The following is a 14,610-nucleotide window of genomic DNA, read 5'->3' on the forward strand; positions in this document are numbered from 1 at the left end:
TTCACATATGTGCCCATTAAAAAGAATATTTTCTAATATATGATGGTTGGTGTACTAAATAACTATTATCACAGATAAAAACGCCGCCCTTAGGGCGGCGTTGATACTATTACAGTAAGGTCGATCGTATGATGGAAACGATGGGAATGAGATTACTCTTCGAGCAACTGCTGAAGGAGTTCACCGTTCAACATCGCGCGTTTCACTAAGGCAAATGCCGCCATGGTTGGCTGGGTTTGTAAATCCGCACTGACGATGGCTAATTTTTGGTGAAAGCTTGGCAATGACTGGTTTTCTACACAACGTTCAATGGCGGGGAATACCACGCTTTTTGCTGCGGTGATCTTACCCGCAATCACCACCAATTGTGGATTGAAAAGGTTGACTGTCATCGCGATGGCTTTACCTAAATGATTACCCACTTTGACTAGAACTTGGCGGGCCAGCTCATCACCTTGCTCGGCCGCTTGACAAATGGCCTCGATGGTCAAGCTTTGATCGTAACTCAAACTGCTTGGGTGCCTTGGGCCAGCAGTTGTTGCGCGTGCTCAATGATGGCCTCGTTGGAGGCGACGGTTTCCAGGCAGCCAAAGTTACCACATTGGCATTTTTTACCGAGAGGATCGATTTGCACATGGCCGAGCTCTCCCACATTTCGGTTGTGACCGAGAAAGATTTGACCATTGACAATAATCCCCGCCCCGGTGCCGTGGTGAACACTGACTAGCATCGAGTCATAGTAGGCTTGGCTGGCGCCAAAGTAATGTTCAGCCAGCGCTTGTCCTCGAATGTCGTTACCGACAAAGGTTTGCACACCAAATTCATCGCGCAGTGTATCGGCGAGAGCGAGTTGCTGAATATTAATGTTGGGCATGTACTCGACCACGCCAGAGTCGGGGTCGACCAAGCCTGGCATCACAACAGAAATGGCAATGAGCTCTTTGATGGCGTGTTGGTGGGTATCGATAAACTGGCTGATGATGTCGATTAAGCCTTTGACCAGCTGTGCTTGATCCTGGTAATGAAAGGTTTCACCATGTTCAGCCAGTGATGCACTACTTAAGTCATACAAAGATAGCTCAATAAAATGACGCCCCAACCGCACCGCGAGGGTATGAAAAGGGGCGCACTCGGTGGTGAGTGAAATCGCACGGCGTCCACCCGTAGAGGCTTGTTGTGCGACTTCTTTGATCAGCCCTCTTTCAAGGAGTTGGCGGGTTATTTTGGTCACACTTGCAGGTGCAAGCCGACTTACATCGGCAATCTGTATGCGTGAAATAGGTCCTTGTTGATCAATGAATCGATAAACGGCTGCACCGTTCAGTTGCTTTACGAGATCGACATTCCCGATTTTTCCGCCAGTCATAGATGTCCTAGCTGTGTAAATAATGTCCGTTTACGATCGTCGCTTGAATGTTGATTGAACGGTCGAAAATGGCAAGATTCGCGACTTTCCCCGGACGAATACTGCCATAGTGCTGATCAATGCCTATTGCGCGAGCAGGATAGAGTGTCGCCATCCGCAAGGCTTCATCCAAGGCGATCCCTACATGCTCAACACTGTTATGCACCGCTTGGTCCATGGTCAATGCTGAGCCGCCAAGTGTACCATTTTCATCAACACACTTACCGTCCCGATAATATACTTTCTTACCGACAAAAATAAAGTGATCCATGTCAGCTCCTGCTGGTGCAACTGCATCAGTAACCAACACTAATTTATCGCCTTTTACTTTGTGCGCGAGTCGAATATTGGCGTATGACACATGAAAGCCATCAGCAATCACGCCGGTATAAACATCGGGAGTATCGTAAATCGCGCCGACCATTCCAGGTTCGCGCCCTGTGATCGATGTCATGGCATTAAACAGGTGCGTCGCAAATCGGATACCATTGGCAAAGCCCTCTCGAGCTTCTAGGTAGGTTGCATTGGTATGCCCTGCCGAGACGATGATCCTGCCTTTGTCAGCGCTTGGATATGGGAGCGAGGAGTGAGTTCAGGGGCGACGGTAACCTTAGTAATGACATCGGCGTTATCGCACAAGTAGGCAATCATGTCATCGCTACTTGGACGAATATAATCCGCGCTATGGATCCCTTTTTTTTGCGTGTTTAAGTAAGGCCCCTCTAAATGCAAACCCAGCGCTTGATGGGGGTGCTGAGCTTTATGGTCGCGCATTGCCGCAACAGCAGCCTTCATATCGGCATCAGAGCTGGTGATCAGGGTCGGCAGGAAATTCGTGCAACCCGATTTAAGATTCGCTTTGTGCATCGTCGCTATGGTGTCGGGTGTAATCTCATCATTGAACATTACGCCGCCACAGCCATTAAGCTGCAAATCAATAAAACCTGGGCTAACCATCGCGCCCTCTAGACTACGTGTTTCAATGTCAGTGGAAAGCGCATGTTGTGGGCATACGTCTGCAATCAGGCCTTCCCGAATGACGATGGCATGATCATCAAGTACCTCATGGCCAGTAAAAATCCGGCAGTGGGTTAGGGCATACATGCTTAAATTCCTTATAGATGATGAATATTCTGGGCTTCAAGCTCTTGAAAGTACTTGACGGTTTTGACTTTGAGCTCTGCGGTTGAGGGCGCATCACACACCATAATAGCCTTGGGATGAAGCTGCAGTGCGGATACAGTCCAAAGGTGATTGACTGACCCTTCCACCGCCGCTTTGAGTGCTTGCGCTTTGGTGGTTCCAGTGACCAGAATCATGACTTCTTCAGCATCAAGTAGGGTGCCGACGCCAATCGTGAGCGCATGTTTTGGCACTTGATTGATATCATTATCAAAGAAGCGAGAGTTTGCCACACGGGTATCCTCGGTCAAGGTTTTGATCCGAGTCCGTGATGCTAACGAAGAGGCCGGTTCATTAAACGCAATGTGGCCATCGTTACCCACGCCGCCCATAAAGAGATGAATTTTGCCATAGGCTTTTATTTTTTCTTCATAACGTTGGCATTCCACATCGATATCGGTCGCATTGCCATCAAGTAGATTGATGTTTTTTTCCTGAATATCAATGTGGTTAAAGAAGTTCTCATACATGAAGGTACGATAAGCTTGCGGATGATCGGCCGGGATCCCACAGTATTCATCCATATTGAATGTCACCACATGCTCAAAGCTCACATCGCCTTTTTTATATAGTTTAATTAATTGGTTGTAGGTGTTTAGTGGTGTGCCGCCGGTGGGCAAACCTAATACAAAAGGGTTGCCCGCGGTCGGGGCGAACTGGTTGATGGTATCGACGATGTAACGCGCCGACCAAAGACCAACTTGCTGGCTGGTTTGTAAAGGAATGAGTCGCATGGGTCACCTCGGTAATCAGTTCCGGAATCTTGGCAATAGCATAACGGATATGTGCATTTATTTTTATCATAAAATAAGTTTTATGATCTGGCTAACAATTTTCGTCTGATCCGGTGTGATTCGGTGACAATTATCACAAATAATACGGGTTTAATTTGCGAGGCGAATTTATTGACATAAACTGCAGGTGAGTAACATTGCTTTACAAAAGAAGTGATTTAATAAAAAGGTCTTGAGTGAATGCTCAAGCGGTGGTTCAAGCAAAGGCGCATAGATGCACGATTGCTGAACACAGAAAATACACAGGGGGAACAACGGTGAATATTCTTGGTTATGCACAACGTATAGGTCGTGCGCTGATGGTGCCGGTGGCGGTACTGCCAGCCGCCGCGATCTTAATGGGGGTCGGCTACTGGCTGGATCCTACTGGATGGGGGAGCAACAACGCCCTTGCCGCGTTCTTGATTAAGTCAGGGGCGGCAATCATCGATAATATGTCAGTACTGTTTGCCATTGGTGTGGCTTATGGGATGTCAAAAGATAAAGACGGTGCGGCGGCGCTTGCGGGTTTTGTTGGTTTTATGGTTATTACCACACTGTGCGCGCCAGGTGCCGTAAGCCAAATTGGTTTGGTCGATATTTCATTGGGCAACAATGAGTTGGCGTTTGGAAAAATCAATAATCAGTTTATCGGTATCTTGATTGGTGTGGTCTCTGCGGAGCTTTACAACCGCTATAGCAGCGTAGAGCTGCCGAAAGCCTTAGCCTTCTTTAGTGGCAAACGTTTGGTACCTATTTTGGTCTCCGTGGTCGCGATTGCCATTTCGTTTGTGTTGATGTTTGTATGGCCAGTGGTATTTGGTGGTCTTGTTCACTTCGGTGAAAGTATCACTAACTTAGGCGCTGCCGGTGCTGGCATTTACGGCTTCTTTAACCGCCTACTGATCCCGGTGGGTCTGCACCATGCGCTTAACGCCGTATTCTGGTTTGATACAGTAGGCATTAATGATCTCGGTCGTTTCTGGCTGGGTGCACAAGGTCTTGAATCTGGTGAGGCGATTAAGGGCACGACAGGGATGTACATGGCTGGCTTCTTCCCTGTGATGATGTTTGGTTTACCGGGTGCAGCATTAGCGATTTACCATACGGCACGTCCAGAGAATAAAGCACGTGTTGCGTCTATCATGATTGCAGCGGGTTTTGCTTCTTTCTTTACGGGTGTGACTGAGCCGCTTGAGTTTGCCTTCTTGTTCGTCGCGCCAGTGCTGTTTGTCTTGCATGCATTCTTAACTGGTATTTCGTTGTTCATTGCGGCAACGTTCAACTGGACCGCAGGCTTTGGCTTCTCTGCCGGCCTTGTCGACTTAGTGTTATCTTCGAAAAACCCGGTGGCCAATGAATGGTATATGTTACCGCTTATGGGGGTGGTGTTCTTTGTCTTGTACTATGCCACTTTCCGTGCCGCTATCATGCGATGAATCTGAAAACGCCAGGTCGAGAAGATGACGAAGTTGAAAGCGCACCCACAAATACCAATAAAAAAGGTAAGAACGACAACCGTGAACTTGCGCGTCAATATCTAAAAGCACTCGGAGGTCATCAAAACCTCACATCAATTGATGCTTGTATTACACGTCTACGCCTTTCAGTGGCGGACCGTGACATTGTTGATGAAGCCAAGCTGAAAGCGATTGGTGCGATGGGTGTGGTTAAATTGGGCGAAAATAACTTGCAGGTTATCCTGGGTCCATTAGCTGAAATCATTGCCGGGGAGCTCAAGCAGATCCCTGAAGATGAGGATCTTTCCAAGGTGGCGTTACCTTAACCCACTGCAGCCTATCAATAATGACGACTACCTCGCCCAGCCTCTTGCTGGGCGTTTTTTTAACATGTCGGCATGTCACTTCCGGCTAAAAAAGTAACAATTAGGAGCATGCAGTAAAGACAATCACAACAACGGGTTGAGTCGGGAGGCGGAATAGGAGATCATGATGCCTATGTAGCTTTAAAATTCGCATTTTTGATACGAGGTAACCTTGATGAGTGATGCTGAAGCTCGTCCCACTAACTTTATTCGCCAAATTATTGATAAAGATTTGGCGGAAGGGAAACACACATCGATCGTGACACGTTTCCCACCTGAGCCGAATGGGTATTTGCACATTGGCCATGCTAAATCAATCTGTTTGAACTTCGGGATTGCGCAAGACTATCAGGGTGAATGTAACCTGCGTTTTGACGATACCAACCCTGAGAAAGAAAACGTTGAGTATGTCGCGTCAATTAAGCGAGATGTGCAGTGGCTAGGCTTTGATTGGACGGGAGAGGTACGTTACTCCTCAAACTACTTTGATAAGCTTTATGGCTATGCCGTCGAGTTAATTGAAAAAGGGCTGGCGTATGTTGAAGAGCTCACGCCCGATGAAATCCGCGAGTATCGCGGCACCCTGACCGAGGCGGGCAAACATAGTCCTTATCGTGAGCGCACAGTGGAAGAGAACTTGGCGCTGTTTGAAAAAATGCGTGCAGGGGAGTTCGACGAAGGCAAAGCCTGCCTGCGGGCCAAGATAGATATGGCGTCACCGTTTATGGTAATGCGTGATCCGGTGTTATATCGCGTCCGTTTTGTCCATCACCACCAAACGGGCGATAAGTGGTGCATTTATCCAATGTATGACTTTACCCACTGTATTTCTGATGCGCTTGAGGGTATTACCCACTCGCTTTGTACCCTCGAGTTTCAAGATAACCGTCGTTTGTACGATTGGGTGTTGGAAAACATCACCATTGGTTGTACGCCTCATCAGTATGAGTTTAGCCGTCTGAATCTCGAATATACCGTGATGTCGAAGCGTAAACTCAATCAACTGGTGGAAGAGAAACTTGTTAATGGTTGGGATGACCCGCGCATGTTAACCATTTCGGGTTTACGTCGCCGTGGTTACACGCCGGCGTCGATTCGTGAGTTTTGCCAGCGCATCGGTGTCACCAAGCAAGATAATACCATTGAAATGAGTTCATTGGAGTCTTGTGTACGTGATGACTTGAACGACAATGCCCCGCGGGCAATGGCTGTTCTTGATCCCATCAAACTGGTGATTGAAAACAAAGCGGATGGTATTGAGTGGCTTGACGCGCCTAACCATCCGAACCAACCAGAAATGGGAACCCGTCAGGTGCCATTTTCACGTGAGATCTGGATTGAACGCGAAGACTTCCGTGAATCAGCCAACAAGAAGTACAAGCGTCTAGTGTTGGATAAAGAAGTGCGTTTGCGTAATGCCTATGTGGTCAAAGCTGAGCGTTGTGACAAAGACGAAGACGGCAATATTACGACGGTATATTGCAGCTACGATCTAGATACCCTAGGTAAAGATCCTGCTGATGGACGCAAAGTAAAAGGGGTGATCCACTGGGTATCGGCTGAAGAGGCTCTGCCTGCTGAATTCCGTTTGTATGACCGCCTCTTCACCGTGCCAAATCCGGCCAGTGCAGATAACGTTGCGGAGACGATTAACCCCGAGTCACTGCAAGTGCAGCAAGGGTATGTCGAGCCAAGCATGCAGAATGCGCCGGCTGAAAAGGGCTACCAGTTTGAGCGTACGGGCTATTTCTGTATCGATAACAAAGACAGCCGACCTGATGGGCTTGTTTTTAATCGAACAGTAAGCCTACGCGATACCTGGGCGAAAATAGAAGGTAAATAACAAAAAAGGCCGGCGTGAATCACGCCGGCCTTTTTGCTATCTACGTCACCTTTTAATAGGTGTAGTCACTGCGAATCCGCGTTTATAACTATTAATCTGCGTTTATGACTATTAATCCGCATTTATGACTATTAATCCGCATTTATGACTATTAATCCGCATTTATGACTATCAATCCGTGTTTATGACATTAATCTGCATTGTGAATGGAAGGATCGGCTCTGCAGTCGCCTTCCTGGCAATGGCCATACAAGTACAGGCTGTGGTTGGTTAATTTTACATTAAAACGTGCGGCAATTTCTTTCTGGCGCTCTTCGATTAAATCATCCGAAAACTCAATGACTTTACCGCAATCAAGACAAACTAAGTGGTCGTGATGATGCTGCGTCGCGAGTTCAAATACCGATTTACCGCCTTCGAAATGGTGACGCGTCACAATGCCCGCATCATCAAATTGGTTCAACACGCGGTAGACCGTTGCTAGGCCAATTTCTTCGCCTAGATCAATCAACTTCTTATACAGGTCTTCGGCACTGATGTGCTGGCAATCTGGCTGTTGCAGCACTTCTAGGATCTTGAGTCGTGGGAGCGTGACTTTCAGCCCAGCTTGCTTCAACGCCTGGTTATTGTCTGACATGTGTATCTACCTGTTTTCTGTCTCAGTGAAGACAGTTGGATTAGCAAGGAAATATTTTATAAGACTATCAAAATTGCACTGCTCTCGCTACATCAGCCATGCTTTCTGCGTACGAAAATCGTTCTTCTGTGGTTGCAACAATGTTTACGAGATGTGAGTATTGCCTGGTAGGACCAGATAAGGAAGTCAATAGACCATGAATCGTTTCTATAAGCCACGGATCGTTAAGTGGGCACTGAATAGCTGGCCACCGTTTTGGGGAGCTGGCATTCGCATTGAAACTATCAGCCCTGACTTTAAACGTGTCAATATGCGATTGAAGTTACGATGGTGGAACAAAAATGCCAATCGTACCCAATATGGTGGCAGTATCTTCTCCTTAACCGATCCTGTTTACGCATTGATGTTAATGGGCATTCTAGGGCCAGAATACCATGTTTGGGATAAGCAAGCTGATATCAATTTTATCAAGCCTGGGACCACCGATTTGTATGCGGAGTTTGTGATCAGCGAAGCGGTATTAACCGATATTCAGCACAAGGCCGGACGGGGTGACAAGGTATTACCCGAATTCGTGGTGCATGTGAAAGATGCATATGGCGAGGTGGTTGCAGAAGTAAAGCGCACTCTATATGTGAGGAAGAAACGGCAATACCGTGATGTCTCGCCAAAAGAAGCCGCGTAATCAAAAACGCCAAGGCTGAGCTCGCCTTGGCGTTTTTTATCTCTCGAATCAGTGTGCCTTAGTCTTCGAGTTCGGCTAAACACATCTCTTCGTGGATTTGCTTAACCCATTTGCTCACACGTTCATCGGTTAATTCCGGCTGTCGATCTTCGTCCACACACAAGCCGACAAAGTGCTTATCATCCACCAAGCTTGCGAAGCTTCAAACTCATACCCTTCAGTGGGCCAGTGACCAATAATCGTCGCGCCTTTAGCTTCGATAATATCCCGTACTGTGCCCATTGCGTCACAGAAATACTCTGCGTAATCTTCCTGGTCGCCACAACCAAAAATGGCAACGAGCTTGGTGGAAAAGTCGATTTGCTCTAGCTCGGGAAAGAAATCATCCCAGTCACATTGCGATTCACCGTAATACCACGTTGGGATCCCGATCAGAAGCAGATCAAAGTTATCAATGTCTTCTTTGCTGCTCTTCGCGATGTCTTGCACGTGGACCATTTGCTTGCCCAGTTGCTTTTGAATGCTTTTCGCAATTGCTTCCGTGTTGCCTGTGTCACTACCAAAGAAGAGACCTACACTCGCCATATAAAAATACCCGTTTTTGTCAGTGGGTTGCTGTTTGCAACTAACTCAAATTTAAGAAAAAGCCGTGCTTTTTCACACCCATATGCATAGGCGATCATCCTCAGTTGGGTTAGCCGATACCGACCCTTCCCAACCAATTGAATAACCCCTTTTACGATAAAGCCGACACAGCCTAGAGTGAGAACAAACCAGACGATCCGTCGACCGAACGCTGGTACGTTGCCCTCACGCAACACGTCTTTGATTGCCATGCCGATAAAAAAGAAAATCGCGGCGAAGACGAGATCTAGACCAATTTTTTCGAGCAATTGAAAGTGCTCGTAAAGCATGCGTGCCTCCATTGAGCACCGACTTCTGCGGCGCAATATACCACAAGGGTTGCTTAACTGTTAACGCTCGCCCGGTATTAAAAAGCGTTCGATGACATTCGCCACCACGGCGGGTTTTTCTGCATGTAGCCAATGCCCCGTGCCTGAGACCATGTGCGCTTTGGAATGAGGGAACTGCGCAACAATGGTATCGCGATGCTCAGGCTGGATATATTCAGAATTCTGCCCTTTGACAAACAAAGTAGGGCCTGAATAATGCGCCAAAGACTGTCCATCCCCATGATGATCACGATACCCGTGATAAAAGATTATCATAATTAATCAAAGCGCCAGTCGTAGTGACCGTGATCGGTTTTATAGAGTGATTTCAATAAAAATTGTGTCACACCTGGGTTTTCTATCGTTCGATTCATGACTGACTGTGCTTGTTGACGATTGTCTAAGGTCACGGTTTGTGTTTCGTGTAGCGCGTTAAAGACATTGTCATGTCGGCTGACTTGATAATCGACCGGCGCAATGTCCATCACAACCAGTTGTGTGACGCGTTCAGGAAAACGTTGGGCAATAGCCATGGCCACTTTTCCGCCCATAGAATGACCCACTAGGGTTACCGTCTCAAGGTGTTGCGTGTTCATCCAAGCAATCACGGCATCTGACTGGCTTTGATAATCCATGTCTTCAGTATGATAGGACTGTCCATGGTTGGGGAGATCAATCTGATAGACACAAAAATGCTGCGCAAGGCTTTTAGCCAGCCCACCTAAATTGTCCAGATCCCCGAATAAACCGTGGATTAATACGAGCGGTGAACCTTCACCGCGAGATTTTCCATTTAACAACACGTTGCTTTTCTCTCAGATTACTGGCTTTGACGTAGAGTATACCTATCTATCTCTGTATAATCGCCCCGTCAAACGATAAACAGGACGCGATGAAAAACAATGAAAACGATTGAGGTTGACGACGATCTATACCGGTATATTGCCAGCCAAACCCAGCATATTGGCGAGAGTGCATCAGACATTTTACGTCGCCTTTTGCTGTCGGATTCGGCACCGAACCCCAGCCAAGCTGCGCCGACGACGCCCTCTCGTTCTAACGGCATTGTTGTCAGTAAAGATGCTGGACGGAGCGTGTCGGCTGATCGTGTTAAAGCAATGCGAACGCTTTTGATCTCGGATGAATTTGCGGCACAAGATCGTGCAATTGGCCGTTTTATGCTTACCCTGACCACGTTATACCGAGTCGACCAACAAGGATTTGCTGACGGTATGGCGCTGAAAGGGCGCACTCGCCTGTATTTTTCCAATAATCCACAAACACTGCTGGAAAGTGGCAAAACGACCAAACCTAAACAGATTCCAGACACCCCTTTTTGGGTCATCACCAATACCAATACAGGCCGTAAACGCCAGATGGTGGAGCAGCTAATGGAAAAAATGCAGTTCCCCAGTGATTTGACCGAAAAAGTTGTGAACTCGATTTAATCTATGCCACTCATGGGAGAAGAGAGATATGGCAGTGCATCTCCAAGCAGGACAACGCACACAAGCGGCAGACTTGTGTGATATTCCTGCCCTTGTCACGCGTTTTTTCCAAGCCCAACCACGGCCAGGGCAACCTGAACAACACGTTGCCTTTGGGACGTCAGGTCATCGCGGGAGCGCATTAAACACCACCTTCAATCGCGATCATATTTTAGCGATAACACAAGCAATCTGTGATGAGCGCCGCGCGCGTGACATTACGGGCCTGTGTTTGTCGGGAAGGACACGCATGCGCTATCTGCGCCTGCCTTTGGTGCCGTGATAGAAGTGTTGGCAGCAAATCAAGTGCAGATTATTGCACAGGCAGATCAGGGCTATACGCCAACGCCGGGTATTTCCCAGCAAATTCTGGCTTATAACCGTGATCATGCAGACCAAGCCGATGGCATTGTCATTACGCCTTCACACAACCCACCGCAAGATGGCGGAATCAAATACAACCCACCGCATGGTGGACCGGCAGAGGGCGATATTACCAAGGCCATAGAGTCTCGCGCCAACCGTTATATCGATACCCAGTTAGAGGGAGTCAAACAAATCGATATCGATGCGGCGATGGCCAGTGGCTATTATGTTGAAAAAGATTTGGTAACACCCTATGTATCCGGTCTCAGGCAGGTCGTTGATATCGAGGCGATTCAAAGAGCAGGGTTAAAGCTGGCTGTTGATCCACTGGGTGGGGCAGGTATTCGCTACTGGCAAAAAATTGCTGAGTACTATGCACTCGATATTACCTTAATTAATGATCATGTCGACCCGACCTTTGGCTTTATGCCGCGCGATAGTGACGGTGTGATTCGTATGGATTGCTCATCGCCGTACGCCATGGCAGGACTGCTATTACATAAAGATCACTATGATCTCGCTTTCGGCAATGATCCCGATTTTGACCGTCATGGCATTGTGACGCCTGCCGGTTTAATGAACCCTAATCATTACTTGGCGGTGTGCATTGATTACCTATTCCGTCATCGCCAGCAGTGGCCTGCAGACCTGGGAATCGGTAAAACACTGGTGTCCAGTGCCATCATTGACAAGGTCGTGAATGATTTATCCCGTCCTCTTGTCGAAGTACCGGTTGGTTTTAAGTGGTTTGTGCCCGGCTTGCATGAAGGTACGCTTGGCTTTGGCGGCGAAGAAAGTGCGGGTGCGTCGTTTTTAACCTTCGATGGTCAGCCATGGTCCACTGACAAAGATGGTATTATCCTTTGCTTACTCGCGGCAGAAATTCTTGCTGTGACTGGGCTGACGCCGCAAGCTACTATCAAAAGCTGGCTGATAAACATGGGGATCCCGCCTATAACCGTTTACAAGCGGTGGCTAACGCACAACAAAAGCAAGTGCTTAGCCAGCTTAGCCCTGAGATGGTGACGGCAGAAACGTTAGCAGGGGATACGATTACTGCGAAACTGACTCACGCGCCGGGGAACGGTGCGGCGATCGGTGGGCTAAAAGTGGTCACCGATCATGGTTGGTTTGCGGCTCGTCCATCGGGTACTGAAGATATTTACAAAATCTACTGTGAGAGCTTTAAAGGCGAGCAACACTTGCGCTTGATTGAAAAAGAAGCGCAACAGATTGTTGATCGCGTCTTTGATGAGCAAGGCGTCTAGCGACCACTTTGTCTTTCCGTTTGCCAAAAAGCGTGCACCAATTAGTGCGCGCTTTTTATTTTTTGGTGGCAAGTGATGGCGCGTTGTCGGGCCAATTGTTGGGCACCACGAACCAAGGGGTTTGTGTGTCATCTAGCAAATGGCACGTGCGGTCTATGTCACGCAGTGTGTCTGGGACAATAGGAGATAACTCACTAAAGTTTGGTAGTGATAACCATTGATCACGAGCTAACATTGCGAAAGCTCTATCTTTTGGAAGATCGTCAGGCCAGCACCACCAACCACTGACACTTGCCACGTTAACGGGAGGCCAGTCGGGCAGTTCAGAATCCTGGCCGTAGTGACGGTAAAGTCGGCCTTGGACCATCAAGCGTTTTTGAGTGGGCCGCCAATGCGGAAACTGTTGGCAAAAACTTGGGTGGCTTGACAGAGCCAATTGGTGGTCAATCATTCGCGCAACTTTAATATCGAGTGCGTCCTTGGCGTTTGGACCCAGCCAACGATTGTGATGAGCAAGGTAAAATTTGACTGCGACTTCCCAGTGCTCCAATTGCCCCTGATTCTCGACGAGAAAATCAATCCGCCCCTCGTGTTTTTCCGCTCTCATTAACCTGTATTTCCTCTGCTTCTAGTCGCAATTGCGGATGATGATGGATTAACTCAGTGAGCAACCATTGATAATAAAAGCCAATTCGCTTAGGGCCCGCGTACGGTTTAGGGGCTGATACCGAGACGGTCGAGAAAAGTTCGTGCGGAACAAGTGAGAATTGCTCAGCAGACAACAAAGGAAATTGCCTTTGTAGCCATTTTATATCCGCCTGTATTTGCTCCCTATTGGCAAACAACGCGTCCGGTGGGTGGGGTGACCGCAGATAATGCATAATGTAATTTAATTACCTTGTTAGTCGTTTGTTAATATCAAAAATGTATTTTTAGGATGGAAAACCATCGAAATGTAGTAATACTACAAAACTAATGATACACTTCACACATAACTGGTCAGATGAGTGAGGTTAACTATGTATAAGCCGTTCGATAAAACCCGTGTTGTTCTGCGTCGTTGTGTTGTCGTAGTTGCCGGCATCACTTGCCTGCCAACGCTGATTGCGCCATCGCTGGCTTCTCGTATTTATAGTCATTTGCACCAAGTGTGGCTTAAAGACAGCACCAAGCCTGTATGGCTGGCTGAGTCCGAGAAAGCTGGCGGCTACCTGTAACCTGCGAAAACGTGACTAAACGCACAATTTCGTGTGGTTGAAAAAGGCGGTTAGCATCAATGCTAGCCGCTTTTTTTATCTTTGCTTGTCAGGTTACACTGTTGCCATTGTCTCGCAAGTGAATGTGATTGCTATGAATAATTTCCAGCTAGAAGCCCTGCTTAACGCAGAACTGAAACCTGAACAGGTTAAAGACTACAGCCCGAATGGATTACAAGTTCAAGGCCGCGATAACGTACAAACCATTGTCACTGGAGTGACCGCCTGCCAAGACTTAATTGATAAAGCAATTGAATATCAAGCCGATGCCATCTTGGTTCACCATGGCTACTTTTGGCGTGGTGAGCCGCAGTCAATACGCGGCATGAAGTATCAACGGATTAAGATGTTGATTGAAAACGGTATCAACTTATACGGTTACCATTTACCGCTTGATATCCATCCCACATTAGGTAACAACGCACAGTTAGCTAAACGATTGGGGATTGAGATTATTGGCGGGCTGGAGCCTAATAACCCTGTCTCCATTCCTGTATACGGGAAATTGTCGACTCCAATGACACTCAGTCAATTCGAGCAACAAGTCGCAACCATACTCAGTCGACCACCGCTGGTGATTGACGGTGGCCAGACAACACGGATTGAGACCGTCGGCCTTTGTACGGGAGGCGCGCAAGACTTGATCGACTTAGCGGCAGCGCAAGGCATGGATGCGTATTTATCGGGCGAAATTTCTGAGCGGACCACGTTCTCAGCACGCGAACAGGGTGTGCATTATTTTGCTGCGGGGCACCATGCAACAGAACGCTACGGGGTTAAAGCCTTGGGCGAGTGGTTAGCTGACCACCATGGACTCACGACACATTTTGTCGATATCGACAATCCCCGCATAAAAAAAGCCATCCTGCATAAAAAGCTATTCCGCATAAAAAAAGCCGCCCATCAAGGCGGCTTTGTTAGCTCTATCGT

10 protein-coding genes and 7 pseudogenes are annotated in these 14,610 nt (G+C 47.7%); 7 read left to right on the plus strand and 10 right to left on the minus strand.

All coding sequences use genetic code 11. The annotated features are described in order from the left end of the window. Positions 1–152: 152 nt before the first annotated feature. The 3 genes and pseudogenes from nagC to nagB form a co-directional block, all read right to left on the minus strand. A pseudogene (gene nagC, locus DZ54_RS18155) lies at positions 153–1,366 on the minus strand (DNA-binding transcriptional regulator NagC). A gap of 7 nt (positions 1,367–1,373) precedes the next feature. Then, positions 1,374–2,509: pseudogene (nagA, locus tag DZ54_RS18160) on the minus strand (N-acetylglucosamine-6-phosphate deacetylase). 11 nt (positions 2,510–2,520) lie between these two features. Further along, entirely contained in the window at positions 2,521–3,321 is an 801-nt protein-coding gene (gene nagB, locus DZ54_RS0101810) for a glucosamine-6-phosphate deaminase (RefSeq protein WP_025672906.1), read from the minus strand. Between the two features lie 317 nt (positions 3,322–3,638). Here nagB and nagE point away from each other — a divergent pair. Continuing rightward, positions 3,639–5,146, plus strand: a pseudogene (gene nagE, locus DZ54_RS18165) (N-acetylglucosamine-specific PTS transporter subunit IIBC). A 214-nt stretch (positions 5,147–5,360) separates the two neighbouring features. Further along, entirely contained in the window at positions 5,361–7,028 is a 1,668-nt protein-coding gene (gene glnS, locus DZ54_RS0101825; RefSeq protein ID WP_025672907.1) for a glutamine--tRNA ligase, read from the plus strand. A 190-nt stretch (positions 7,029–7,218) separates the two neighbouring features. Here the strand turns inward: glnS and fcrX are convergent, their stop codons facing one another. Then, entirely contained in the window at positions 7,219–7,665 is a 447-nt protein-coding gene (fcrX, locus tag DZ54_RS0101830; protein ID WP_025672908.1) for a ferric iron uptake transcriptional regulator FcrX, read from the minus strand. A 196-nt stretch (positions 7,666–7,861) separates the two neighbouring features. Between fcrX and DZ54_RS0101835 the strand changes: the two genes are divergently transcribed. Then, the gene (locus DZ54_RS0101835) at positions 7,862–8,350 is read left to right on the plus strand and encodes a DUF4442 domain-containing protein (RefSeq protein WP_025672909.1); all 489 of its coding nucleotides are present in this window, start codon (positions 7,862–7,864) and stop codon (positions 8,348–8,350) included. Positions 8,351–8,408: 58 nt separating this feature from the next. On the opposite strand, the pseudogene fldA reads toward DZ54_RS0101835, so the two are convergent. The 4 genes and pseudogenes from fldA to DZ54_RS18180 form a co-directional block, all read right to left on the minus strand. Then, positions 8,409–8,935 (minus strand): annotated as a pseudogene (gene fldA / locus DZ54_RS18170) (flavodoxin FldA). Between the two features lie 122 nt (positions 8,936–9,057). Next, positions 9,058–9,264: pseudogene (locus DZ54_RS25715) on the minus strand (DUF2788 domain-containing protein); the annotation flags it as partial. A gap of 60 nt (positions 9,265–9,324) precedes the next feature. Next, entirely contained in the window at positions 9,325–9,579 is a 255-nt protein-coding gene (locus DZ54_RS25720; RefSeq protein ID WP_240473887.1) for an alpha/beta fold hydrolase, read from the minus strand. A gap of 2 nt (positions 9,580–9,581) precedes the next feature. Beyond that, positions 9,582–10,106, minus strand: coding sequence for an alpha/beta fold hydrolase (locus DZ54_RS18180; RefSeq protein WP_240473888.1), 525 nt, complete (start codon positions 10,104–10,106; stop codon positions 9,582–9,584). A 99-nt stretch (positions 10,107–10,205) separates the two neighbouring features. Here DZ54_RS18180 and seqA point away from each other — a divergent pair, with 99 nt between their 5' ends. Then, positions 10,206–10,751 carry a replication initiation negative regulator SeqA gene (seqA, locus tag DZ54_RS0101855; RefSeq protein WP_025672911.1) on the plus strand — a complete coding sequence of 182 codons (546 nt, stop codon included), beginning with the start codon at positions 10,206–10,208 and terminating at the stop codon, positions 10,749–10,751. 28 nt (positions 10,752–10,779) lie between these two features. Further along, a pseudogene (pgm, locus tag DZ54_RS18185) lies at positions 10,780–12,424 on the plus strand (phosphoglucomutase (alpha-D-glucose-1,6-bisphosphate-dependent)). Positions 12,425–12,479: 55 nt separating this feature from the next. On the opposite strand, the gene DZ54_RS23170 reads toward pgm, so the two are convergent. Both DZ54_RS23170 and DZ54_RS25130 read right to left on the minus strand, forming a co-directional pair. Continuing rightward, positions 12,480–13,031, minus strand: a complete 552-nt coding sequence (locus DZ54_RS23170; RefSeq protein WP_081721569.1) for a DUF1853 family protein — start codon at positions 13,029–13,031, stop codon at positions 12,480–12,482. Next, entirely contained in the window at positions 13,000–13,305 is a 306-nt protein-coding gene (locus DZ54_RS25130; protein WP_051415824.1) for a hypothetical protein, read from the minus strand. Before DZ54_RS25130 ends, DZ54_RS23170 begins: the two co-directional genes overlap by 32 nt. 138 nt (positions 13,306–13,443) lie before the next feature. Here DZ54_RS25130 and DZ54_RS0101870 point away from each other — a divergent pair, with 138 nt between their 5' ends. Then, positions 13,444–13,641 (plus strand): DUF2517 family protein, encoded by a 198-nt coding sequence (locus DZ54_RS0101870; RefSeq protein WP_021022462.1) that lies wholly within the window; start codon positions 13,444–13,446, stop codon positions 13,639–13,641. A gap of 133 nt (positions 13,642–13,774) precedes the next feature. Beyond that, a pseudogene (locus DZ54_RS0101875) lies at positions 13,775–14,527 on the plus strand (Nif3-like dinuclear metal center hexameric protein); the annotation flags it as partial. Positions 14,528–14,610 lie beyond the last annotated feature (83 nt).

Source organism: Salinivibrio socompensis S35, from assembly GCF_000513715.1.
Classification (GTDB): Bacteria; Pseudomonadota; Gammaproteobacteria; order Enterobacterales; family Vibrionaceae; genus Salinivibrio; species Salinivibrio socompensis.